Source organism: Gottfriedia luciferensis, from assembly GCF_002156865.1.
In the GTDB taxonomy this organism is placed as follows: domain Bacteria; phylum Bacillota; class Bacilli; order Bacillales; family Bacillaceae_G; genus Gottfriedia; species Gottfriedia luciferensis.
On record NZ_NCTA01000008.1, the window covers coordinates 38,896 to 63,763 of the forward strand.

At 33.1% G+C, this 24,868-nt stretch carries 27 protein-coding genes; all 27 read left to right on the forward strand.

Annotated elements, in window-relative coordinates; genetic code table 11:
- The first annotated feature begins 129 nt into the window (after positions 1 to 129).
- The 27 genes from rpsP to fliJ all read left to right on the forward strand — a co-directional run bounded on the left by rpsP (position 130) and on the right by fliJ (position 24,866).
- Positions 130 to 402 carry a 30S ribosomal protein S16 gene (gene rpsP, locus B7R67_RS08425; RefSeq protein ID WP_025569022.1) on the forward strand — a complete coding sequence of 91 codons (273 nt, stop codon included), beginning with the start codon at positions 130 to 132 and terminating at the stop codon, positions 400 to 402.
- A 14-nt stretch (positions 403 to 416) separates the two neighbouring features.
- The gene (locus B7R67_RS08430) at positions 417 to 644 is read left to right on the forward strand and encodes a KH domain-containing protein (protein WP_025569023.1); all 228 of its coding nucleotides are present in this window, start codon (positions 417 to 419) and stop codon (positions 642 to 644) included.
- Positions 645 to 759: 115 nt separating this feature from the next.
- Positions 760 to 1,275, forward strand: a complete 516-nt coding sequence (rimM, locus tag B7R67_RS08435; RefSeq protein ID WP_088069413.1) for a ribosome maturation factor RimM — start codon at positions 760 to 762, stop codon at positions 1,273 to 1,275.
- A complete protein-coding gene (gene trmD, locus B7R67_RS08440; protein WP_088069544.1) occupies positions 1,275 to 2,021 on the forward strand; it encodes a tRNA (guanosine(37)-N1)-methyltransferase TrmD in 747 nt (248 codons plus the stop codon). Before rimM ends, trmD begins: the two co-directional genes overlap by 1 nt.
- Positions 2,022 to 2,151: 130 nt before the next feature.
- A complete protein-coding gene (gene rplS, locus B7R67_RS08445; protein ID WP_088069415.1) occupies positions 2,152 to 2,496 on the forward strand; it encodes a 50S ribosomal protein L19 in 345 nt (114 codons plus the stop codon).
- 163 nt (positions 2,497 to 2,659) lie between these two features.
- On the forward strand, positions 2,660 to 3,214 hold the full coding sequence (gene lepB, locus B7R67_RS08450; RefSeq protein ID WP_088069417.1) for a signal peptidase I: 555 nt from the start codon (positions 2,660 to 2,662) through the stop codon (positions 3,212 to 3,214).
- A 46-nt stretch (positions 3,215 to 3,260) separates the two neighbouring features.
- The gene (gene ylqF / locus B7R67_RS08455) at positions 3,261 to 4,160 is read left to right on the forward strand and encodes a ribosome biogenesis GTPase YlqF (RefSeq protein ID WP_088069419.1); all 900 of its coding nucleotides are present in this window, start codon (positions 3,261 to 3,263) and stop codon (positions 4,158 to 4,160) included.
- An 82-nt stretch (positions 4,161 to 4,242) separates the two neighbouring features.
- Positions 4,243 to 5,004, forward strand: a complete 762-nt coding sequence (locus B7R67_RS08460) for a ribonuclease HII (RefSeq protein WP_088069421.1) — start codon at positions 4,243 to 4,245, stop codon at positions 5,002 to 5,004.
- A 14-nt stretch (positions 5,005 to 5,018) separates the two neighbouring features.
- Positions 5,019 to 6,896, forward strand: coding sequence for a hypothetical protein (locus B7R67_RS08465; protein WP_088069423.1), 1,878 nt, complete (start codon positions 5,019 to 5,021; stop codon positions 6,894 to 6,896).
- Positions 6,893 to 7,171, forward strand: a complete 279-nt coding sequence (locus tag B7R67_RS08470) for an EscU/YscU/HrcU family type III secretion system export apparatus switch protein (protein ID WP_088069425.1) — start codon at positions 6,893 to 6,895, stop codon at positions 7,169 to 7,171. Before B7R67_RS08465 ends, B7R67_RS08470 begins: the two co-directional genes overlap by 4 nt.
- 165 nt (positions 7,172 to 7,336) lie before the next feature.
- The gene (gene sucC / locus B7R67_RS08475) at positions 7,337 to 8,497 is read left to right on the forward strand and encodes an ADP-forming succinate--CoA ligase subunit beta (protein ID WP_088069427.1); all 1,161 of its coding nucleotides are present in this window, start codon (positions 7,337 to 7,339) and stop codon (positions 8,495 to 8,497) included.
- A 16-nt stretch (positions 8,498 to 8,513) separates the two neighbouring features.
- Positions 8,514 to 9,428, forward strand: coding sequence for a succinate--CoA ligase subunit alpha (sucD, locus tag B7R67_RS08480; RefSeq protein ID WP_088069429.1), 915 nt, complete (start codon positions 8,514 to 8,516; stop codon positions 9,426 to 9,428).
- Positions 9,429 to 9,496: 68 nt separating this feature from the next.
- The gene (gene dprA, locus B7R67_RS08485) at positions 9,497 to 10,381 is read left to right on the forward strand and encodes a DNA-processing protein DprA (protein WP_088069431.1); all 885 of its coding nucleotides are present in this window, start codon (positions 9,497 to 9,499) and stop codon (positions 10,379 to 10,381) included.
- A gap of 238 nt (positions 10,382 to 10,619) precedes the next feature.
- Positions 10,620 to 12,695, forward strand: coding sequence for a type I DNA topoisomerase (topA, locus tag B7R67_RS08490; RefSeq protein ID WP_088069433.1), 2,076 nt, complete (start codon positions 10,620 to 10,622; stop codon positions 12,693 to 12,695).
- Positions 12,696 to 12,811: 116 nt separating this feature from the next.
- Entirely contained in the window at positions 12,812 to 14,116 is a 1,305-nt protein-coding gene (gene trmFO, locus B7R67_RS08495) for an FADH(2)-oxidizing methylenetetrahydrofolate--tRNA-(uracil(54)-C(5))-methyltransferase TrmFO (protein ID WP_088069435.1), read from the forward strand.
- 64 nt (positions 14,117 to 14,180) lie between these two features.
- The gene (gene xerC, locus B7R67_RS08500; protein ID WP_088069437.1) at positions 14,181 to 15,080 is read left to right on the forward strand and encodes a tyrosine recombinase XerC; all 900 of its coding nucleotides are present in this window, start codon (positions 14,181 to 14,183) and stop codon (positions 15,078 to 15,080) included.
- Between the two features lie 42 nt (positions 15,081 to 15,122).
- Complete coding sequence (gene hslV, locus B7R67_RS08505) at positions 15,123 to 15,668, forward strand: ATP-dependent protease subunit HslV (protein WP_088069439.1); 546 nt, start codon at positions 15,123 to 15,125, stop codon at positions 15,666 to 15,668.
- Between the two features lie 11 nt (positions 15,669 to 15,679).
- Entirely contained in the window at positions 15,680 to 17,071 is a 1,392-nt protein-coding gene (hslU, locus tag B7R67_RS08510) for an HslU--HslV peptidase ATPase subunit (RefSeq protein WP_088069441.1), read from the forward strand.
- A gap of 34 nt (positions 17,072 to 17,105) precedes the next feature.
- Positions 17,106 to 17,885 (forward strand): GTP-sensing pleiotropic transcriptional regulator CodY, encoded by a 780-nt coding sequence (gene codY / locus B7R67_RS08515; protein WP_088069443.1) that lies wholly within the window; start codon positions 17,106 to 17,108, stop codon positions 17,883 to 17,885.
- A gap of 581 nt (positions 17,886 to 18,466) precedes the next feature.
- Entirely contained in the window at positions 18,467 to 18,862 is a 396-nt protein-coding gene (flgB, locus tag B7R67_RS08520; RefSeq protein ID WP_088069445.1) for a flagellar basal body rod protein FlgB, read from the forward strand.
- A 2-nt stretch (positions 18,863 to 18,864) separates the two neighbouring features.
- The gene (gene flgC / locus B7R67_RS08525; RefSeq protein ID WP_167374908.1) at positions 18,865 to 19,323 is read left to right on the forward strand and encodes a flagellar basal body rod protein FlgC; all 459 of its coding nucleotides are present in this window, start codon (positions 18,865 to 18,867) and stop codon (positions 19,321 to 19,323) included.
- 15 nt (positions 19,324 to 19,338) lie between these two features.
- Positions 19,339 to 19,641 (forward strand): flagellar hook-basal body complex protein FliE, encoded by a 303-nt coding sequence (gene fliE / locus B7R67_RS08530; protein WP_088069447.1) that lies wholly within the window; start codon positions 19,339 to 19,341, stop codon positions 19,639 to 19,641.
- A gap of 76 nt (positions 19,642 to 19,717) precedes the next feature.
- The gene (fliF, locus tag B7R67_RS08535) at positions 19,718 to 21,316 is read left to right on the forward strand and encodes a flagellar basal-body MS-ring/collar protein FliF (protein ID WP_088069449.1); all 1,599 of its coding nucleotides are present in this window, start codon (positions 19,718 to 19,720) and stop codon (positions 21,314 to 21,316) included.
- 9 nt (positions 21,317 to 21,325) lie between these two features.
- Positions 21,326 to 22,345 (forward strand): flagellar motor switch protein FliG, encoded by a 1,020-nt coding sequence (gene fliG / locus B7R67_RS08540; RefSeq protein ID WP_088069452.1) that lies wholly within the window; start codon positions 21,326 to 21,328, stop codon positions 22,343 to 22,345.
- Positions 22,338 to 23,117 carry a flagellar assembly protein FliH gene (gene fliH, locus B7R67_RS08545; protein WP_158095056.1) on the forward strand — a complete coding sequence of 260 codons (780 nt, stop codon included), beginning with the start codon at positions 22,338 to 22,340 and terminating at the stop codon, positions 23,115 to 23,117. Before fliG ends, fliH begins: the two co-directional genes overlap by 8 nt.
- The gene (fliI, locus tag B7R67_RS08550) at positions 23,104 to 24,420 is read left to right on the forward strand and encodes a flagellar protein export ATPase FliI (protein WP_088069456.1); all 1,317 of its coding nucleotides are present in this window, start codon (positions 23,104 to 23,106) and stop codon (positions 24,418 to 24,420) included. The genes fliH and fliI overlap by 14 nt, the downstream gene beginning before the upstream one ends.
- Before the next feature lie 2 nt (positions 24,421 to 24,422).
- Positions 24,423 to 24,866 carry a flagellar export protein FliJ gene (gene fliJ / locus B7R67_RS08555; RefSeq protein ID WP_088069458.1) on the forward strand — a complete coding sequence of 148 codons (444 nt, stop codon included), beginning with the start codon at positions 24,423 to 24,425 and terminating at the stop codon, positions 24,864 to 24,866.
- The last annotated feature ends 2 nt before the right edge of the window (positions 24,867 to 24,868 follow it).

Sequence of the window (24,868 nt, forward strand, 5' to 3'; positions counted from 1 at the left end):
TGTATAAATTTCCAGCATTTTAACATCATTTAATAAAAAATGATGCTGTTAAGAAATTTTACTTTACAAACAGTATTGGTTTTTGATAATATATAAAACGTTGTAAATATTTTCGGAGGTGCTTTAAAAATGGCAGTTAAAATTCGTTTAAAACGTATGGGAGCTAAAAAATCTCCTTTTTATCGTGTAGTAGTAGCAGATGCTCGTTCTCCTCGTGATGGACGTTTCATCGAGGAAATTGGAACTTACAATCCAGTTGCTCAACCAGCTGAAATCAAAATTAACGAAGAAGCAGCATTAAAATGGTTAGGAACAGGTGCTAAACCATCTGATACAGTTCGTAACTTATTCTCTAAAGCTGGTATCTTAGAGAAATTCCACAACGCTCGCAACGGCAAGTAATGATGGAAAAAAAGATGAATACACTCATTAATGCAATTGTTTCAAGTCTTGTAGATCATCCAGAAGATATTTCACTTCAAGTTAAAGAAGATGAGAACAATCTATTCTTTCATTTGCAGGTTAATCCTGAAGATGCAGGCAGAGTGATTGGCAAACATGGTAAAATTGCTAAAGCGATTCGTACAGTTGTCTATGCAGCAAGTAATGAACACGCAAAACGTATTCACTTAGATATTCAGTAATGTTAGACGGTCCTTGGCTATTGCTAAGGGCCGTTTTCAACATTACTAGACATATATACACATTGAATGGCTAAACTAAAAGTACGGTATAAATATCATATATTGAGGTAATCAAATGAAGAATTATTTAAATGTCGGAAAAGTTGTAAATACACATGGTGTTCGAGGAGAGGTTCGTGTTATTTCAAGAACTGATTTTCCAGAAAAACGTTATGCGAAAGGGAATACACTTTATTTATTTAAACAAAACGATGACAAGCCGATCGAATTAAAAGTAACAAGTCACCGTGTACATAAAAACTTTGATTTACTTACTTTTGAAGGTTTTGACTCTTTAAACGAAGTAGAACCATTTAAAAATGGAATATTAAAAATTACGGACGATCAATTGCATGAATTAGATAAAAATGAGTTCTATTATCATGAAGTTATCGGATGTGTTGTTGAAACAATCGATGGAGAAGAAATCGGAAAAATTAAAGAAATCTTATCTCCAGGTGCAAATGATGTTTGGGTCATTCAAAGAAAAGGGCAGAAAGATGCTTTAATTCCTTATATAGAGCAAGTTGTTAAGGAAGTAGATGTAGAGAATAAAAAAGTTAAAATTGAGCTAATGGAAGGTCTTTTATGATGAAATTAGACTTTTTAACACTTTTCCCTGAAATGTTTGAAGGGGTATTACATTCATCCATTTTGAAAAAAGCACAGGAGAAGGAAGCAGTTCAATTTCGTTGTGTGAATTTTAGAGACTATTCAACGAATAAGCATTCAAATGTTGATGATTATCCTTATGGTGGTGGTGCAGGCATGGTACTTGCTCCTCAGCCGATTTTTGATGCAGTAGATGATTTAGTTTCAAAAAGCGAAAATAAGCCAAGAGTCATCCTTCTATGTCCTCAAGGAGAACGTTTTAGTCAACGTAAAGCTGAGGAGCTTGCAAAAGAAGAACACCTTATTTTCATTTGTGGGCACTATGAAGGATATGATGAAAGAATTCGAGAGCATGTAGTAACGGATGAAATTTCAATTGGTGATTATGTATTAACAGGCGGTGAGCTTGGTGCAATGGTAATTGCAGATAGCGTTGTTCGACTTCTTCCAGGTGTACTTGGTAATACTACATCAAAAATTGAAGATTCATTTAGTACAGGTTTGTTAGAACATCCTCATTATACGAGACCAGCAGATTTTAGAGGTCATAAAGTACCTGATGTTTTATTATCTGGAAATCATGCCCTTATCGAAGAATGGCGTACGAAACAATCTTATAAGCGCACATTAATGCGCCGTCCAGATCTACTAGAAGATTATACTTTATCTAAAAAAGAAGAGAAATGGATGGAGCAGGTAAAGGAAGAATTAAATAAAGAAAACTAGTTGCATGCATTAATAAAATATGTTAATATAACTTGTGGCTTGAGTAAATACTTAAGCCTTTATTCTCGGTGTTCCGCTGCGAGTAGATAAATCTTGTAAGAGCATCGGTTGGAAAAGGAGAGCATACATTATGCAAAATTTAATTAACGAAATTACAAAAGAACAACTAAGAACTGACTTACCGTCTTTCCGTCCTGGAGATACTGTAAAAGTACACGTTAAAGTTGTTGAGGGTACTCGTGAGCGTATCCAATTATTCGAAGGTGTAGTTATTAAACGTCGTGGTGGCGGAATTAGCGAAACTTTCACAGTTCGTAAAATTTCTTACGGAGTTGGTGTTGAACGTACGTTCCCAATTCACACTCCAAAAATTGCTAAATTAGACGTTGTTCGTCGCGGTAAAGTACGTCGTGCTAAACTTTACTACCTACGTGCACTTACTGGTAAAAAAGCAAGAATTAAAGAACTTCGATAGTCTTTTGAAAGGAGCTTGTATAAAACAAGCTCCTTTTTTTCCAATTTATGTAGAATATGGATATAATAAAAAGTAAAATAGAATACATAAATAAAGGTATTACCCTATTACATAATTTAGGATTGATACTGCAAAACGTATGGTTATTAATGGAGGGATTAGGTTGAAAGAAAGCAATAGTGGTGGAATTTGGGAATTAGTGAAAACAATTTTTATTGCGCTTGTACTTGCACTTGGAATTCGAACATTCCTTTTTACGCCAGTTCTAGTTGACGGTATCTCAATGATGCCAACATTACAGGATCAAAGTAGAATGATTGTAAATAAAATTGTTTACAAACTACACGAACCAAGACGTTTTGATATTGTTGTTTTTCATGCTACAAAAGAGAAAGACTATATTAAGCGTGTAATTGGCTTACCAGGTGATACTGTAGAATATAAAAATGATGTATTATATGTTAACGGTAAAGCTTATAAAGAACCATATTTAAATAAATACAAAAAAGAAACAACAGATGGTCCTTTAACTGAAGACTTTAAGTTAGAAGATATCACAGGAAGAAAAACTGTACCAAAAGGACAAATATTTGTTTTAGGAGATAATCGTCGCCTAAGTAAAGATAGTCGTATTATCGGGACAGTCAGTCAAAAAGAAATTTTAGGTCGAGCAAGTTTTGTATTCTGGCCTGTATCGGAGATTAAAGTGGCGAAATAAATGCCATATTAATCTTGATTATTTTAAAGTATAAGAAGGTGGCAACATGACAATTCAATGGTTTCCTGGCCATATGGCAAAAGCTAGAAGACAAGTTACCGAGAAGCTATCAGTAATAGATGTCGTTATTGAATTAGCGGATGCTAGGGTACCAGCTGCTTCTAGAAATCCAATGATCGATGAAATTATTTCAAATAAACCAAGATTACTTTTGTTAAACAAAGCTGATTTAGCCGATCCTAGAGTCACACAGCAATGGTTAGCTCATTATGAAAAACAAGGAGTAATGGCAATTGCCATAGATGCTGCATCTGGACAAGGTCTAAAAGCAATTATTACATCATGTGAAATTCTCGTAAAAGAGAAATTTGATAAAATGAGAGCAAAAGGAATTAAGCCAAGAGCGATACGTGCATTAATTGTTGGTATCCCTAATGTTGGTAAATCAACTTTAATCAACAAACTAGCACGAAAAAATATCGCAAAAACTGGAGATCGTCCAGGTGTAACACAAGCTCAGCAATGGATTAAAGTAGGAAAAGAAATCGAATTATTAGATACACCAGGTATTTTATGGCCAAAATTTGAAGATCAATTAGTTGGTCTACGATTGGCTACAACTGGTGCGATAAAAGATAGTATTATAAACCTACAAGAAGTAATGATCTATGCAATAAAGTATTTAAGAGAATATTACCCAAATGTATTAAGAGATCGTTACGACATGAATGACGAAATTCTTTATTCTGAAGAAGTAGTAGATATTTTTGATCATATTGGAAAAAAACGCGGATTATTAATGTCCGGTGGAATCATTGATTATGATAAAACATCCGACATGTTTTTACGTGAACTAAGAGCAGGTAAATTAGGAAGATTATCTTTTGAAAATCCATCGATGCATGAAGCGTCTGATGAAATAGTAGAAGAAAGTGCGCAAGATTGAGCGTACTTTCTTCTTTTTTAATGAAAATTTATGTTAAATGAACCGATAAAGTGAATATGGGGATACAAGGAGTTTCAAATTTATGTCACGGAAAATAGATGAAATAAAAAATATACTAAATGAGCTAACAGATTCTAGCAGTGAACTTTTCATTGAATTTAAAAATGATCAACGTGTTGGAGTTCAAAAGTTAATCGCTAAATGGTATAGAGACCAAGAAAAAAGAGAGTTAGCTCGAAATAAATTTCTTAAAATGATGGAATATGAACAGAATCTTTATAAACAAAATATTAAACTGATTGCAGGAGTCGACGAAGTTGGCAGAGGACCATTAGCAGGTCCTGTTGTAGCAGCAGCGGTGATTTTGGCAGAAGAAACAGAGTTTATTGGATTAGACGATTCGAAAAAATTATCAAAAGAAAAGCGCCAATATTTTGTTCAGCGTATAAAGAATGAAGCTGTATCATATGGAATTGGCATGGCGAGTTCAACTGAAATTGACGAAATCAATATTTATGAAGCGACAAAATTAGCTATGAAACGTGCAATCGAGCAACTTAATCATACTCCAGAGCATTTGTTAATTGATGCGATGAAACTTCCAATAGATATCTCACAAACATCGATCATAAAAGGAGATGCTACAAGTATTAGTATTGCTGCAGCTTCAGTTCTTGCGAAAGAAACAAGGGATGAGTTAATGGTCGAACTTAGTTTGAAACATCCAAACTATGGATTTGAAAAGCACATGGGATATGGTACGAAAGAACATCTCCAAGCAATCGAAAATTATGGAATAATCGATGAACATCGAAAATCATTTGCTCCTATAAAGGGAAAGTAAAGGGTTGATAAAACATGCAAAATGCAGGGATTTCATCTGTATTGGCGTCAAATGCAAAATTTCTGATGCCAAACACTGAATTAAAAGAAGGTCAAATTGTAATTGGAAAAGTAAATGAATTATCGGAAGACGGAACTGCAAGGATTATTATTAATGGAAAAATCATAACAGCAACTGTCGTTGAAGAAACACTATCTAAAGGTAAGTTTTATTTTCAAGTGCAAGATTTTAAAGACAATCAGCTAGAGTTAAAGGTTATTTCAGAAATTAAACAAAATGATCAAAAAAATGCACTTCAAATTTTAAATGAATTAGATATACCTTATACAAAAGAAGCTGAATCTGTAATTAAGTTATTTTTACAAAGTGAACACCCGATTAATAAGAGTGAAATAATAACTGCAATCAATCAGTTACCTAATTCACAAAATAAACAGTTAGTTTTAGATACTTTATCATTTTTATTAAATAAAAATTACCCTATAACTGAGAAATTAATCGATACATTAATGAACGGAACTGAAAGTCAGCTAACTAGTTTACTAGCAAATATTGAAGAATTACAAATTGAACCTACAATGAACGCCAATTTGAAACAATTACAATCAATGGTTGGATTAATAAAAAATAATCATATCATCTCAAATTTTCAAACTGAACAATATCATTTAGCAAATCGATTATTAACGTCAAACGACGAATCTTTTCTAAATGAATGGAATAACCAATTTTCATCAAAAGGTATTAACAATACTTCAAATTTTAAGCAAGAAGTGTTCAATAACTTAGTAAAGGTATCAGAAAATTCGCCAAGCATTGCAAAAGCATTTTTAACTAGCTTAAGTGAATTACCTGAATTTCAGTTAGAGAAAACAGATTTAATGAGAATTCCTTTAAATCTATCAAATCAGCTTTTTTCAGATCTAGATGAACAGATAAACCCTAATCTTCAAAAAACAAATGAAATTGAATTAAATCAGCAGTTTGTAAAAAATATTCAAGACAAAATTTCTGGATTTTTATCAACAAACTCTGATAATCATTCGTTAAAAAATTCAATTTTAACCAATGTACTGGCTAATTTAAATGATGATAAAAATATGGATAGTATGACGAAATTATATTTGCAAAATCAAATTTTAGATGGTTCGAATACTTCCAGTGATGAATCAATGAATAAATTGTTTGAGCAAATCAGTAAGTTCAATCGTTCAAATAATTCAACGCTGGATATACATACTGAGCAGTTAACAAAGCAGTTAATGAAGCATAATGAATTAATTGGATTAAACTTAGAAAATAAATTGAGTCATCTAACGAATCTAAATAAATCAGTAATCAGTGAGCAATTTCCAACATTAAAAGAAATTGCATTAAGAGCATTAAATAGTCCTATTCCTGAAGCGTTTAAAGAACCAATTGAGCAGTTAATCACTAAAATCACTGCTCAACAAATTACGTCCATCCATCAGAATGGACCACAATATCATTTATCTACATCTATTCCAATCAATTTAAATAATTGGTCAACAGATCTTCTTATTCAATGGTCCGGCAAGGAAGATCAGTCTAATCAAAATCAAATTCAATCAAACTATTGTCATGTCTTATTTTTTTTAGAGCTAGAAACACTAAAAGAAACAATGGTTGATGTATCAATTCAAAATCGTGTAGTAAACGTTACGATATTCAACAATAAAGAAGGTTTAAACGATATCGTATCAAACGCTCAACAAATCATTAAAGATGGCCTTGCGAAGCATGATTACTATTTATCATCTCTTAAATGTTTACCGTTTCAAAATGAACAAAAACAAAGAGTAAAAGAGATACAGTTTAATAATAGTTTATTATCAAATAAAGAGTATGCAGGGGTCGATTTGTTAGTATGAAAAATAGCAATGAAAAAAGAAAAGATGTAATTGCATTAAAATACAATACTGAATCTGATGTTGCGCCTAAAGTAATAGCAAAAGGAAAAGGTTTAATAGCAGATGAAATTATTTCAAAGGCAAAGGATTTTGGCGTACCAATCCAAGAAGATCCATCTTTAGTTGAAGTATTAAGTAAATTAGAGATTAATCAATCTATCCCAGAGGATTTATACAGTGTAGTTGCAGAATTATTCGCATTTATTTATCGAGCAGATAAACAAATGGGAAAATAATATTGTAATATGATAAACTCTTTCATCATTGTTGATGAAAGGGTTTTCTTTATAAAATCAGAGAATATTTATTTCTTTTCTACTAAAGTATTTACAGTATATTCTGTAAGAGATACAATAGGGATGTGTTTTAATTTGTCTTGTTCTAAAAGGGGAGGATGGATCATGAATATCCATGAGTATCAAGGGAAAGAAATCCTAAGAAGCTATGGCGTAAAAGTTCCTAATGGAAAAGTTGCATTCACAGTTGAAGAAGCAGTAGAAGCAGCAAAAGAACTAGGTACAGCTGTATGCGTAGTAAAAGCTCAAATTCACGCTGGTGGCCGCGGTAAAGCGGGTGGCGTTAAAGTAGCGAAAAATTTAGATGAAGTAAATACATATGCTAGTGAAATACTAGGTAAAGTATTAGTTACTCATCAAACTGGACCAGAAGGTAAGGAAGTTAAGCGCTTACTTATCGAAGAAGGCTGCGATATCAAAAAAGAATATTATGTTGGTTTAGTTTTAGACCGCGCTACTTCACAAGTTGTTTTAATGGCTTCTGAAGAAGGTGGAACTGAAATTGAAGAAGTTGCAGAAAAAACACCTGAAAAAATCTTTAAAGAGTATATTGATCCAGCAGTAGGTCTACAAGGCTTCCAAGCTCGTCGTATTGCTTTCAATATCAATATCCCAAGCAATTTAGTTAACAAAGCTGTTAAGTTCATGATGGGCTTATACAAAGCGTTTATCGAAAAAGATTGCTCTATCGCTGAAATTAATCCACTAGTTGTAACTGGTGATGGTGAAGTAATGGCATTAGATGCGAAGTTAAACTTTGACTCAAATGCTTTATATCGTCATGCTGACATCTTAGCTTACCGTGATTTAGAAGAAGAAGATGCAAAAGAAATCGAAGCTTCTAAATATGACTTAAACTATATTTCTTTATACGGAAATATCGGATGTATGGTTAACGGTGCAGGTTTAGCAATGGCTACAATGGATATCATTAAACACTACGGTGGAGATCCGGCTAACTTCCTTGATGTAGGGGGCGGTGCTACTGCTGAGAAAGTTACAGAAGCATTCAAAATCATCCTTTCTGACCAAAATGTTAAAGGGATTTTCGTTAATATCTTCGGTGGCATCATGAAGTGTGATGTTATTGCTGAAGGTGTTATCGAAGCAACTAAACAAGTTGGTTTACACTTACCATTAGTAGTTCGTTTAGAAGGAACGAATGTTGAATTAGGTAAGAAGATTCTTAATGAGTCAGGCTTAAACATTGTTGCAGCAGATTCAATGGCTGATGGCGCTGAAAAAATCGTTGCACTTGTAGGCTAAGAAAGGGAGGATAAAAATGAGCGTATTTATTAATAAAGATACAAAAGTCATTGTACAAGGTATTACTGGTTCACAAGGCTTATTCCATACTACTCAAATGTTAGAGTATGGTACTAAAATCGTTGGTGGTGTAACTCCTGGTAAAGGCGGAACTGACATTGCTGGCGTACCTGTATTCAATACAGTTAAAGATGCAGTTGAAGCTACTGGTGCTAATGCATCTGTAATCTATGTACCACCTGCATTTGCTGCTGATGCAATCATGGAAGCAGTTGATGCTGAATTAGATATCGCAATTTGTATTACTGAAGGTATTCCAGTACTTGATATGGTAAACGTTAAAAAGTACATGGAAGGCAAAAAGACTAGATTAGTTGGTCCTAACTGTCCTGGTGTAATTACTCCTGATGAGTGTAAAATTGGTATCATGCCTGGTTACATTCATAAAAAAGGTCATGTAGGTATCGTATCACGTTCTGGTACGTTAACATATGAGGCTGTTCATCAATTAACTCAAGCTGGTATTGGTCAATCTACAGCTGTAGGTATTGGTGGAGATCCTGTAAATGGAACAAACTTCATCGATGTATTAAAAGCATTCAATGAAGATCCAGAAACTTATGCAGTTATTATGATTGGTGAAATCGGTGGAACTGCAGAAGAAGAAGCTGCTGAGTGGGTACAAGCTAACATGACAAAACCAGTAGTAGGATTCATCGGTGGTCAAACAGCTCCAGAAGGTAAACGTATGGGTCATGCTGGTGCGATCATTGCAGGCGGTAAAGGTACTGCTAAAGAAAAAATGGCGACAATGGAAAATTGTGGCATTAAAGTTGCACTTACTCCTGCAGTAATGGGCGAAACTTTAATTGGTGTATTAAAAGAGCGTGGCTTATATGAACAATGTAAGACACACGAAGCTTTAGTATAAGAAATGACAAAAGTAACCTCCTTTTGGAGGTTACTTCTTTTATAAACTTAAATAGAAAGGATAATGTTATGGATAAGAAACTAAGATTAATACATTTACATCATTTTTTGTTTGAAAACTATCAAACAATGAAAGAGATTCTTCAAATCGATCCCAATCTAAAAAACCTCTATCATTATTCATCTTCAAACTTTCAAACTACTTTTAAAATGACCTCTTTTACTGCAGAAAAATTATATTCTCAACTTCATTCAACTTCCGTTTTTGATATTTTAAAAGAAAATGATAAAAAAAATATTAAAATTATTACAATTTATGATGATTTATACCCAGATTTGTTAAAGGAAATTTACGACCCTCCGTTTATTTTATATGTAAAAGGTAATGAAAATATCTTAAGTAGTCATATGATGATTAGTATAATTGGCGCAAGAAAACCATCTTTATTTGCGAATATTATTTGTGAATCTTTTATAAAAGACCTGATAAGTGAGAATTGGACAATCGTAAGTGGAATGGCAAGTGGATGTGATTCAATCGCGCATAAATTAACGATCTTCAACAAAGGAACTACGATTGCAGTAGTAGGAAGTGGGTTAGACTATATTTATCCAAAAGAGAATCGTGAGTTATTTCAAGAGATAGCATTAAACCATTTAATACTAAGTGAGTATCCATACTATATTAGGCCAGAAAAAAGGTATTTTCCTAGAAGAAACAGAATAATTGCCGGACTAACGAAAGGATTAGTTGTATTGGAGGCAAAGGAGAAAAGTGGTACGATGATAACGGCGAATTTTGCAATTCAAAATGGTAGAGAAGTATTTGCAGTACCTGGACCGATTATAATGGAAGAATATAGAGGAAACCATCGGTTAATTCAAGATGGTGCGAAGCTAATTACGTGCTCAAATGATATTTTGGAGGAATTTAAGGAATATACTAAAAAATAAAAAAATATGTTTATATTACAAAAAATTGACAATACTAATGCGACTTGTGTTATTTTATATCTAAATAAATTTGACTAATGTATAGAATTAACTATACAATTTGAAATTGTATGAAGGAAAAATAAAAATATAATTGAACTCTTCTTATAATGAATCTATTTAATCTACATAATAGTTAGAATGAAAGAAACAGGAATACAGAGAGTAATGAATAGTAAACTCTCAGGAGGCTTAAAAAATGGCAGAAAATTTAGTGATAGTGGAGTCCCCTTCAAAGGCTAAAACAATTGAAAAATACCTAGGTAAGAAATTTAAAGTAATTGCATCTATGGGACATGTAAGAGACTTACCTAAAAGCCAGATGGGGATTGAAATAGAAAACGATTACAACCCAAAGTACATAACAATCCGCGGTAAGGGTCCAGTTTTAAAGGATTTAAGATCAGCTGCCAAAAAAGCAAAAAAAATCTATCTAGCAGCCGATCCAGATCGTGAAGGAGAAGCAATTGCTTGGCATATTGCTAATACGTTAAATATCGATGTAAGTTCAGATTGTCGTGTAGTATTTAATGAAATAACAAAAGATGCTATTAAAGAATCTTTTAAAAAACCAAGACCGATTAATATGAATTTAGTAGATGCACAGCAAGCAAGACGTGTACTAGATCGTTTAGTAGGATACAACATTAGTCCTTTATTATGGAAAAAAGTAAAAAAAGGATTAAGTGCAGGTCGAGTTCAATCAGTCGCTTTAAGATTAATTTTAGAACGTGAAAAAGAGATTACAGTTTTCCAACCTGAAGAATATTGGACGATTAAAAGTAAAGCTATTACAAAAAAGGAAACGTTTGATACATTTTTTTACGGGATAAATGGTAAAAAAGTAGATTTAGGTTCTGAATCTGATGTAAATAATGTTCTATCACAAATTCAAGGTGAAAGCTTTACAGTCCAAAGCGTAACTAAAAAAGAAAGAAAACGTAATCCTGCCTCTGCTTTTACAACTTCTTTATTACAACAAGAAGCAGCAAGGAAATTAAATATGCGTGCAAAGAAAACGATGATGATTGCACAACAGTTATATGAAGGGATTTCATTAGGTAGCGGCGGACAAGTCGGATTAATAACTTATATGAGAACAGATTCAACTCGAATTTCCGATGTTGCTGCAACTGAAGCGAAAGATTTCATAAAAGAAACTTATGGCGCTAATTATATTGCTGAAAATAAAAAGAATGAAAAGAAATCAGACAAAGTACAAGATGCTCATGAAGCAATACGACCAACGTCAACTTTACGTACACCTGATACGATTAAAGCTCACGTTAGTAGAGATCAATATCGCCTGTATAAATTAATATGGGAAAGATTCATTGCTAGCCAAATGGCACCTGCAGTACTTGATACCGTTAAAGTAGATTTAATCAATAATGATGTAATATTTAGAGCAAATGGTTCCGTTGTTAAGTTTCCAGGATTTATGAAGGTTTACATTGAGAGTAATGATGAGGGTGTTGAAGAGAAAGACCGTATTCTACCTCCTTTAACAGAAGGAGAAAGCGTGAAATTAGAAGAAATCTTGCCAGAGCAACACTTTACTCAGCCACCTCCACGTTATACGGAGGCAAGATTAGTAAAAACATTGGAAGAGCTTGGAATAGGTAGACCTTCAACATATGTACCTACTTTAGAAACAATTCAAAAGCGTGGTTATGTTTCGTTAGATAATAAACGTTTTGTACCAACAGAACTTGGTCAGATTGTATATGATTTAGTGCTTGAATTTTTCCCTGAAATCATTAATATTGAATTTACCGTTCAAATGGAAGGTGACCTAGATAAAATTGAAGAAGGTAATGTGAATTGGATTCATATAATCGATCAATTTTATAAAGGATTTGAAAAGCACTTAGAAATTGCCGAGAAAGAAATGCAAAAGGTTGAAATACGGGATGAACCTGCTGGTGAAGATTGTGAAGTCTGCGGAAGTCCTATGGTATTCAAGATGGGTCGATATGGCAAATTTATGGCATGTTCGAACTTCCCTGATTGTAGAAATACAAAAGCCATCGTAAAAGAAATAGGAGTAAAATGTCCAACTTGTAAAGAAGGAAATATTATAGAACGTAAGTCTAAAAAGAATCGAATTTTTTATGGATGTACAAATTATCCAGAATGCGAATTCTTATCTTGGGATAAACCGATTTCTAGACCTTGTCCAAAATGTGACAGTTTACTAGTCGAGAAGAAGATGAAAAAGGGTATTCAAGTTCAATGTGTTTCATGTGATTACAAAGAGGACCAACAAGTGTGAGCAATTAGTTTGCTCACTTTTCCTTTTCATATAAACCATTTATTAAGAAATTTTAACTAATTTAACAAAAAAATAAAAACGTAATTTAATATTTTTCAGCGTAGAAGGAGTTAGCAATGTCAGAACAATTTATTAATGTAATTGGAGCGGGATTAGCTGGAAGTGAAGCCGCTTATCAGATCGCAAAAAGAGGTATTAAAGTACATTTATACGAAATGAGACCTGTTAGACAAACACCGGCTCATCATACTGATAAATTTGCTGAGTTAGTATGTAGCAACTCACTTAGAGCAAATACTTTAACAAATGCAGTAGGTGTTTTAAAAGAAGAAATGAGAAGATTAGATTCAGTTATTATCCGATCTGCTGATGAGTGCGCAGTGCCGGCTGGAGGTGCACTAGCTGTTGATCGTCATGAATTTGCAAGCAAAGTAACTGAATATGTGAAAAATCATCCAAATGTTGTTGTGCATAATGAGGAAATGACTAAGATTCCTGAAGGGCCAACTGTTATCGCAACTGGACCATTAACTTCACCTGAACTTTCACAACAACTAAAAGAATTAACTGGTGAAGATTATTTCTACTTTTATGATGCAGCAGCACCAATTGTAGAAAAAGAAAGTATCGATTTAAATAAAGTATATTTAAAATCTAGATATGATAAAGGGGAAGCAGCATATCTAAATTGCCCTATGACAGAAGAGGAATTTGATCGATTCTATGAAGCGCTTATATCAGCTGAAACAGTTCCTTTAAAGGAATTTGAAAAAGAGATTTTCTTTGAAGGTTGTATGCCTGTAGAAGTAATGGCTAAACGAGGTAAGCAAACTTTATTATTCGGTCCAATGAAACCAGTTGGATTAGAAGATCCTAAAACTGGAAAAACACCTCACGCAGTCGTGCAATTACGTCAAGATGATAGTGCTGGAACTTTATATAATATAGTAGGTTTCCAAACTCATTTAAAATGGGGACCACAAAAGGAAGTTCTTCAATTAATACCTGGTCTAGAAAACGCAGAAATCGTTCGTTATGGTGTAATGCATCGAAACACATTCATCAATTCTCCAAAACTTTTAGAACCGACTTACAGATTTAAAGGTCGCAATGACTTATTCTTTGCAGGTCAAATGACAGGTGTTGAAGGTTACGTAGAATCTGCAGCTTCTGGTTTAGTGGCTGGGATTAATGCAGCAAGATTTGTAATGGAGAAAGAATTAGTCGTTTTCCCAGCTGAAACAGCGATTGGAAGTATGTCTAACTATATAACTACAACTAGCGAAAAACACTTCCAACCAATGAATGCAAATTTCGGTTTATTCCCTAGACTTGACGTTAAAATTAAACGAAAACAAGAGCGTTATGAAGCGTACGCAAACAGAGCATTAGAATCAATTATGAATTTTGTAGAATGTTAAGAAAATAAATTGCAAATAGCTACTTAATATGTTAGTATGAGGTGGCTTGTGAGGAGAAATTACCTTGAATATTAAAATATTGTGTCAATTATTCATTCAGTATTTACAATTAGAGAAAAACTCTTCACAATACACATTAAATAGTTATAAAAAAATTATTGAACAATTTCTAGTTTTTATGGAGCAACAATCCATTATTTCATTTTCTTCGGTAACTTATTCTGATGTTCGTCTCTATTTAACAACTTTGCATGACAAACAGCTATCTAGACGTACAGTCTCAAAACATATTTCTTGTTTAAGAAGTTTCTATCGTTTTCTAATGAGAGAAAATGAAGTAAAAGAGAATCCTTTTGTTTTAGCTTCACTTCCTAAAAAAGATAATATGATACCTCGATTTTTATATAAGGAAGAACTTGAAAAACTATTTGAAATTAGCGACCTAAATACGGAACTTGGACAACGAAATCAAGCCCTTTTAGAATTGCTATATGCTACTGGTATCCGAGTTAGCGAATGCTGTAGTTTGAAATTAAAAGACATAGATTTTCAAATTGGGACTATTTTAGTAACAGGCAAAGGGAATAAACAGAGGTATATTCCCTTTGGTAGTTATGCAGAAAAAGCTCTTCATACATATATAGAAGATGGTCGAAATAGACTGTTAGTAGCTAACAAGCAAATAAATGATGACCTTTTTCTAAATCACCGTGGTACAAAACTCACGGCAAGAGGTGTACGTGGTATTTTAGAAAAAATGATCAAAGATACTTCGTTGACTAATAAGATCTATCCTCATATGATTAGGCATACTTTTGCTACTCATATGCTAGATAGTGGTGCGGATATCCGAAGTGTTCAAGAATTGCTTGGACATGAGAATTTATCGTCTACACAAATCTATACACATGTAACGAAGGAAAGATTACAAAAAGTATACAATTTACATCATCCTAGAGCATAATAACGCTCAATTTTAGAAATTACATTTCTAAGGAGGATTTATATGTCCAATTTTCACGCTACAACGATTTTCGCAATCAGGCACGATGGAAAGAGTGCTATGGCTGGTGATGGCCAAGTTACTTTTGGAAATGCTGTTGTAATGAAGCATACTGCAAGAAAAGTAAGGAAGCTTTTTAATGGAAAAGTTTTAGCTGGATTTGCAGGATCTGTTGCAGATGCGTTTACTTTATTTGAACTTTTTGAAGGTAAGTTAGTTGAATACAATGGTAATATTCAACGAGCTGCTGTTGAATTAGCAAAAAAGTGGAGAACAGATCGAGTATTACATAAACTTGAAGCACTGCTTATTGTAATGGACCATAATTCATTATTATTAATTTCCGGTACTGGAGAAGTGATTGAACCTGATGATGGAATTCTAGCAATTGGCTCAGGTGGGAATTACGCTCTTGCTGCAGGCCGCGCATTGAAGGAAAATGCAGGTGACAGTCTTTCTGCGAAACAAATAGCATATGCGAGTTTAAAGACTGCTAGTGATATTTGTGTATATACTAACGGAAATATAATTTTAGAAGAATTAGAATAGGAGAGTGTATTATGAGTACTTCTTTCACGCCTCGTCAAATTGTTGAAAAACTAGATCAATACATTGTTGGACAGCATCAAGCGAAAAAAGCAGTAGCAATTGCACTCAGAAATCGATATCGTAGAAGTTTACTTGAAGAGTCTTTCCGTGAAGAAATATCACCGAAAAATATATTAATGATTGGACCAACAGGTGTTGGGAAAACTGAAATCGCTAGAAGAATGGCAAAGCTTGTTGGAGCTCCTTTCATTAAAGTTGAAGCTACTAAATTTACAGAAGTTGGTTATGTTGGTAGAGATGTAGAATCAATGGTTCGCGATCTAATCCAAACTTCCATACGAATTGTAAAAGAAGAGCGTATGAATAAAGTGAAAGAACAAGCTGAAAAAAATGCTAACCAAAAATTAGTAAAACTTCTAGTTCCAAGTATAAAAAAACAAGCTTCATTTAAAAATCCACTTGAGATGCTTTTTAATCAAGATTCACAGAACTCTAATGCTGAGCAAGAAGAGAATGATACAGAATTAACATCAAAAAGAAGAAACATAGAATTTCAACTATTATCAGGAAAACTAGAAGAAGAACTTGTATCGATTGAAGTAGAGCAACAACAAGCTCCTATGTTAGATTTTATGCAAGGTTCTGGTATGGAACAAATGGGAATGAATTTTCAAGAATCGTTAGGTAGTTTATTTCCAAAGAAAACTAAAAAAAGAAATCTTACGGTTAAAGAAGCCCGTAAGATTTTGACAAATGAAGAAGCTCAGAAATTAATTGATATGGATGAAGTTACTCAAGAGGCTGTCTATAGAGCGGAACAATTAGGAATTATTTTCATAGATGAAATAGATAAGATTGCTAGTAAGCAAAATTCTACTCAAGATGTTTCTCGAGAAGGAGTACAAAGAGATATTTTACCAATTGTTGAAGGAAGTACAGTGGTAACAAAATATGGACCTGTTAAAACAGATCATATTCTTTTTATCGCTGCTGGAGCGTTCCATATTTCGAAGCCTTCTGATTTAATACCGGAATTACAAGGTCGCTTCCCGATTCGTGTGGAATTAGGCAAATTGTCTGTTGATGATTTTGTTCGTATATTAGTTGAGCCTGATTTTTCAATTATTAAACAATATAAAGCTTTATTGTCTACAGAAGGTATACAAATCGAATTTTCTGACGATGCTATACGTAGAATCGCAGAAATAGCATTCGAAGTAAATCAATCTACTGACAATATAGGTGCAAGAAGACTGCATACAATCATGGAGAAACTTCTTGAGGATCTATCTTTTGAAGCTTCAGAAATTCAAATGGGTACGATAAAGATCACACCACAATATGTGAATGAAAAACTCGCAAATATTGCAAAAGATAAAGATATAAGTCAATTTATATTATAGGAAACGTACAATTAAATAGGAGGCATTTAGAAAGATGCAATTATTAGAAAAAACAAGAAAGATTAATAAGTTATTACAACAATCAGCAGGAAAGCCAGTAAACTTTAAAGAAATGGCTGATACATTAGAAGAAGTAATTGAATCAAATGTATTTATTTTAAGTCGTAAAGGGAAGCTATTAGGTTACGGACTTCACCAAAAAATCGAAAATGAACGTATGCAAAAAATGTTCAGTGACCGTCAATTTCCTGAAGAATACACTCAAAATTTATTCAATATCAATGAAACTTCTTCAAATATTGATATTAACAGTGAATATACTGCTTTCCCGGTTGAAAATAAAGACTTATTTTCTGGTGGTTTAACAACGATTGTACCAATTATCGGTGGTGGTGAGCGCTTAGGTACACTTGTATTAGCACGAATTAATCAAGATTTTGAAAACGATGATTTAATTCTGGCAGAATACGGTGCTACTGTAGTAGGTATGGAAATTCTTCGTGAAAAAGCTGAAGAAATTGAAGAAGAAGCTAGAAGCAAAGCTGTTGTACAAATGGCTATTTCATCACTTTCATACAGTGAATTAGAAGCAATCGAACATATTTTTGAAGAATTAAATGGTTATGAAGGACTATTAGTAGCAAGTAAAATTGCTGACCGTGTAGGTATTACGAGATCAGTTATCGTAAATGCGCTACGTAAATTAGAAAGTGCTGGTGTAATCGAATCAAGATCATTAGGTATGAAAGGTACTTATATTAAAGTACTAAATGATAAATTCTTATTAGAATTAGAAAAACTTAAATCAAACTAATGGATTAAAAGTCTTATCCCAAATACGGATAAGACTTTTTTGTATAGGAAGAAAATATAAAATTGCAATGGAAAGAAAACTCAATGTAGTTGCCATTGTTACATATTAGTATAAGTGCAACTAAGCCTCTGACTTCACCTAAAAACTCGCTACTCGGCGAGTTTTTTATTTGTTTTGTTTAATATATCGAATTCTTTCATAAAAATACATACTTTTGTAAAAAATCAATTAAGATTTTTAGACAAAATTCTAAATTAATTGTGAATTGCGTATCAAAATTTGTCTATTCTTGGTAATATATAGTAGTATTATTACCGTAATGTTTCAATTATGAAAAGAAAAGTAATATTTAGTAGAAAATATTTCATAGTTTTTATGAATGTAACTTTAAATCGTATACTATTTTAGTCCTATATACCTAATTGTAATATGTGAAAATATACAGTATCATTGAACCCCTTTCAAAGATATAATTTGAATGTAGTAGTTTGTAATATATTGTCTAATTTTCATTACAGCAAGAAAATAATTTAGGTTTTTTGTAATAATTTGACGTTCGATATAGTTTATAGGAGGAACACATGAATTTATTTTCAAGTACTATTACATCGTTAGAAAACGGGCTTAATTATTCTGTTCAAAAACAAAAAGCAATTTCACAAAATATAGCAAATGCTGATACACCAAATTACAAAGCGAAGGATGTTTCATTTAAATCGATTCTTGATCAAGAGATGCAACATAGTATGACTGCATTCAAAACAGATAGTAGACAATTAGATTTTAAAAATTCGAGTGACACTAGCTTCACAATAGTTGATCGAAATGACACTTCTTATTCACATAGTGGGAATAACGTTGATTTAGATACGGAAATGTCGTTATTAGCAGAAAACCAAATATATAATCAAGCGCTAGTAGATAGACTGAACGGTCAATTTAATACATTAAAAAGCGTTATTAGAGGAGGTAAATAAAAATGAGTATATTCCATAGTATGAATATCTCAGCTTCTGCTCTGAATATGCAGAGATTACGATTAGACGTAGTTTCATCTAATATGGCAAATTCAGAAACAACTAGAGGGAAATTGGTAAATGGTGTTTGGCAGCCGTATCGTAGAAAAATGGTAGAAATTGCATCAAGTAATTCTAATTCGAGTTTTGCCAATATTTTTAATGATTCGATTAGTGCGAATGGTGAAATTGGGGATGGTGTAAAAGTTACAAAAATAAAGGAGGATCAAACTCCATTTAAACTAGTTTACAGCCCTGATCATCCAGATGCAGATAAGAATGGATATGTTAAGATGCCAAATGTTGATCCATTAAAAGAAATGGTTGATTTAATGGGGGCGTCAAGATCATATGAAGCGAATGTAACTGTTCTTAATGCTTCAAAAGGTTTACTAATGAAGGCGTTAGAAATTGGAAAATAGAGGTAGGGAAAATAAATGACTCAAATCAGTCAAATTCAATCGATTAATATGCAACCATTAAATACAGGAAATAGTATTAAATCGACTGGTGACGTACAGTCCAAATTTGCTAATTTTTTAAAAGATTCAATAAATCAAGTAAATGAAGCAGGTATTGAATCAAACGATATGACGAATAAGCTTGTAAAAGGTGAAAACGTTGATTTACATAATGTTATGATTGCAGCTGAAAAATCGAACATAATGCTACAAACGACGATGGAAATTCGAAACAAAGTGATTGATGCTTACCAAGAAATGATGAGAATGCAAATTTAATCTTAAAAAACCAGTAGAAAAAATTAAAAACAAAGTAATGTTTTTCATAGTTTGAATAAACATCTGGGGGATTGGAATGAACGAAAAGATAAAAGGAGGTCTAGGTCGTGTAAAGAATTTTTGGTTTAGTCGAACATCTAAACAAAAATCTTTACTTGTTGGTCTACCCGTCCTGTTAGTTTTAATAATTGGAATTAGTACTTATTTTTTAACAAAAGAAAATTTAGTTCCGTTATATAGTAATCTATCTCCTTCTGAGACTGGTCAAATTAAAGAGACTTTAGATTCTAAGGGAGTTACGAATGAAATAAAAGATAACGGTAAAACAATTTATGTTCCTGATAATGTTGTAGATGAGCTAAAGGTTGATTTAGCTTCGAAAGGAATTCCTAATTCAGGAACAATTGATTATGAATTCTTTGGTAAAAATAGCAATTTTAGTATGACGGATAATGAATTTAATGTCGTTAAATTAGAGGCCATGCAAAATGAACTTGCTAATTTAATGAAAGAGATTGATGGTATTAATAATGCGAAGGTAATGATTAATCTACCTCAGGATAGTGTGTGGGTGACTGATCAAGCTTCTGAGGCATCTGCATCAATCGTATTAGAAACTAAACCTGGATATAAATTTACACAGGATCAAGTTACAGCACTTTATCACCTTGTTTCAAAAAGTGTACCGAACTTACCAACATCTAATATCGTGATCACGGATCAATTTTTTGATAGTTTCGATTTGAAAAACAATGATAATGATTCATCAGATGAAGATCCAACAGACTTTGCTTCACAACAACGTATTAAGAAATCAGTTGAAAGAGACATCCAACTACAAGTTCAACAGCTTCTAGGTAAAATGATGGGTGCAGACAAAGTAGCAGTTGGTGTAACAGCAGATATCGATTTTACACAAAAGAAAAGTAAAGAAGAACTTGTCGAACCTGTAGACAAAGAGAATATGCAAGGAATTGCAATTAGCTCAGAAAAAATTAAAGAAACATTCGCTGGTTCAAAACCAAGTAATGGTGGTGTAGCTGGTACTGGCCAAAATGATATTTCGAATTATCAAGCAGATTCTTCATCAAATAATGGAGATTATTCGAAAGAAGAAGACCGAATTAATTATGATGTAAACAAAATAAAAAATGAAATCGTAGCTAGTCCTTATCGTATTCGTGATTTAAGTATTCAACTTGCTGTTGAACCACCAAATCCGAAAGATGTTAATTCTTTACCACAGCAAACAATTGATGAAATTAAGCAAATGCTTGGAACAATTGTAAAAACATCGATTGATAAAGGATATAATCCAAATGGTCAAGAGTTAAGCCAAGATCAAGTTAATCAAAAAGTTGCAGTCTCAGTTGCACAGTTTAAAGGTAAAGACTTATCAACTGCTTCAACAAAAACAACAATTCCTTTATGGATGTATATTGCAGGTGCTGCGCTATTAATCATTATTATCGTATTAATCATCCTTTTATTACGTAAACGTAATGAAGAAGAAGTACTTGTCGAAGATTTAAGTCAGCCAATTATAGATGTTCCAGATATAAATGATGAAACTGAAACGGATGGAACAGTAAGAAGAAAACAATTGGAAAAAATGGCGAAAGAAAAACCTGAAGAATTCGCTAAATTATTACGAAGCTGGATTACTGAAGACTAGGAGGAGAACATGGCTAAAAAGGATAAATCAAATGAGCTTACTGGAAAACAAAAGGCTGCTATTCTTCTAATCTCACTAGGTCCGGATGTTTCAGCTCAAGTATATAAGCATTTATCGGAGGAAGAAATAGAGAGACTAACACTAGAAATATCAGGTGTTCGTAAAGTTGAATCGAAAGAAAAAGAAAACATAATAGAAGAATTTCACCAAATCGCATTAGCGCAAGAGTATATTACTCAAGGTGGAATTGGATACGCAAAAACAATACTTGAAAAAGCACTAGGCGGAGATCAGGCTCAAACGATTATTAATCGATTAACATCATCATTGCATGTTAAACCATTCGATTTTGCTAGAAAAGCAGATCCTTCGCAAATACTAAACTTTATACAAAATGAACATCCGCAAACTATTGCATTGATCTTATCTTATCTTGATTCAATCCAAGCCGGCCAGATTCTATCAGAATTGCCACAAGAAATGCAAGCGGATATTGCGAAAAGAATAGCATTAATGGATAGCACATCACCTGAAATCATTAATGAAGTTGAACAGCTTTTAGAAAGAAAGCTTTCAACAAGTGTGACACAAGATTACACACAAACTGGTGGTATTGAATCTGTTGTCGATGTATTAAATGGTGTAGATCGTAGTACAGAAAGAACAATTCTTGAAGCTTTAGAAGTGCAGGATCCTGAACTTGCGGAAGAAATTAAAAAGAGAATGTTTGTATTTGAAGATATTGTTACCCTGGATAATCGTTCGATTCAACGTGTTATTAGAGATGTTGAAAATGAAGATCTTATGCTTGCACTTAAAGTGGCAAGCGAGGAAGTTAAGAATGTCATCTTTAAAAATATGTCAAATCGTATGGCAGAAACATTTATGGAAGAAATGGAATTCCTTGGACCAGTTCGATTACGCGATGTAGAAGAAGCTCAAACTAGAATCGTAACAACAATACGTAGATTAGAAGAGACAGGCATTATCGTAATTGCAAGAGGTGGGGGAGAGGATATTATTGTCTAACTTAATCAAAAGTCAACATGTAAAAACTGATTCTACTCCATTTAAAACAATAGGAATTCAACGTTTATTTGTTAAAGCAGAAGAAATAGAAGAAATGAAAATAGAGGCTGATCAACTTAAGTTTGTGAAAGATGAAATTCTCACTTATGAGAAACAATTGGTTCAACTGAAAGAACAGATTCAAACGATGAGAAGTGAAGCTCTAACAGAAATTGAAAATATGAAACAGAATTGGTTTGATGAGAAAAGGGATTTAATCGAATTAGCAAAGGAAGAAGGCATCCTTCAAGGGAAAGAAGAAGGCCGTCAAATTGCAGTTCAAGAGTATGAAAGTCTAATAATGGAAGCAAAAGAAGTAGTGAAGGCTTCAAAAGTAGATTACCTTAATCGAATCGAAGAAAGTGAAGAAGCGATCTTAAAACTTGGTTTAGCTGTTTCAAGACATATACTATTGCATGAAATCGAACTAAATCAGGAACTGATGATTCCAATCATAAAAAAAGTTTTACAAGAAGTAAAAGAAGAAAATGATATACGTATTTCAGTTCATCCAGGTCAATATGATTTAGTTGTCAAACAAAGAGTTGAATTAGAAAAAATTCTACTAAATGATATAAAACTTTACGTGTATCCAGATGAATCATTAACATTAGGAAGCTGCATCATCGATTCGTCATTCGGTAGAATTGATGCCAGTGTCGACGTTCAATTAAGTGAAATTTCTAGGCATCTTATTCAGTTAAGTCAGGAGGAAGAGGATGGAGCTAAGTAAAGTATTACAACATCTTCCTTCAATTGACTCATACAGAAGATATGGAAAAGTCCTTCGAGTAATCGGGTTAATGATTGAGTCAAAAGGTCCAAAAGCTTCCATTGGTGACCTATGTTATATCTATCTTGATAAAAATAAACAAAAAAAGGTTTATGCCGAAATAGTAGGATTTAATGATGAAAATGTCCTGCTAATGCCTTTTACAAATGTGCATGAGATTTCTCCAGGTTGTATTGTTGAAACAACCGGAAATCCTTTACAAGTAAAAGTAGGAAACTCACTAATTGGACAAGTCGTAAATGCAATAGGTGAACCACTAGATGAATCTAGTTTGCCAAAAGGATTAAGACCTGTTGATACAGAAAATGATCCACCAAATCCAATGAAGAGACCACCAATTTCAGAGCAAATTGAAGTAGGAGTAAAAATAATTGATGGTTTGCTAAGTGTTGGAAATGGTCAAAGGATTGGAATATTTGCAGGTAGTGGGGTTGGGAAAAGCACATTAATGGGAATGATTGCTCGTAATGCAAATGCTGATCTAAATGTCATTGCATTAATTGGTGAACGAGGCAGAGAGGTTAGAGAGTTTATTGAACGCGACCTTGGCCCAGACGGTTTAAAAAAATCGATTGTAGTTGTAGCAACCTCCGACCAACCTGCTTTAATGAGGTTAAAAGGGGCGATGACTGCTACTGCAATTGCTGAATACTTTAGAGACCGTGGTTTAAATGTCATGTTAATGATGGATAGTGTTACACGGGTTGCTATGGCTCAACGTGAAATAGGACTTGCAACTGGTGAACCTCCAACTACAAAAGGGTATACACCTTCAGTATTTGCAATCTTGCCAAAATTACTTGAAAGAACAGGAACTAGTGAGCATGGGACGATCAGTGCGTTCTACACTGTATTAGTAGATGGTGACGACTTAAATGAGCCAATATCTGATACCGTTCGAGGAATATTAGATGGACATATTGTACTAGATCGTGAATTAGCGAATAAAGGTCAATTTCCAGCTATTAATGTGTTAAAGAGTGTAAGTAGGGTAATGCCTGCAATCGTTCCTAGTGAACATATGAAACTAGCAGATCGAATACGAACTTTATTAGCTACTTATTTAAATTCAGAAGATCTAATCAATATTGGTGCTTATAAGCGTGGTACTAGTACTGAAATAGATGAAGCAATTTATTATTACCCTAAAATTATTGATTTTTTTAAGCAGTCTGTGCATGAAAATTTTTCAACTGAAGAAACAGTGGAAATGTTGACTTCAATTGTTAGTAAGGGTGACTAAAGATGGCGATACCATTTCGATTTGAAAAAATTTTAACGATTAAGCAAAAGGAAAAAGAGCAAGTACAAATAAATTATGAAGCTGCTGTTAAATCCTTTGAAAAAGAAGCTACAAAATTATACGAGTTATTAAGAAAAAAAGAAATGCTTGATGAGCATACTGAGCTCGAATTAAATAATGGTTTTTCAATCATTGGTATTAAACAACACCAGCTATTTCGAGATTCGCTTGAAAAGGATATTTCGAAAGCTCAATACGAAGTAATGAGAACAAGAAATATAATGAGCCAAAAGCAAGAAGAATTACTTGATCAAAATGTCGAAGTAAAAAAATTCGAAAAGATGAAGGAAAAAGCTTTTAAACTCCATCACAAAAATTTAGTAAAAATGGATTCAAAATTAATGGATGATTTATCACTTCAACAATTTGTGAATCGAAATTTATAGGT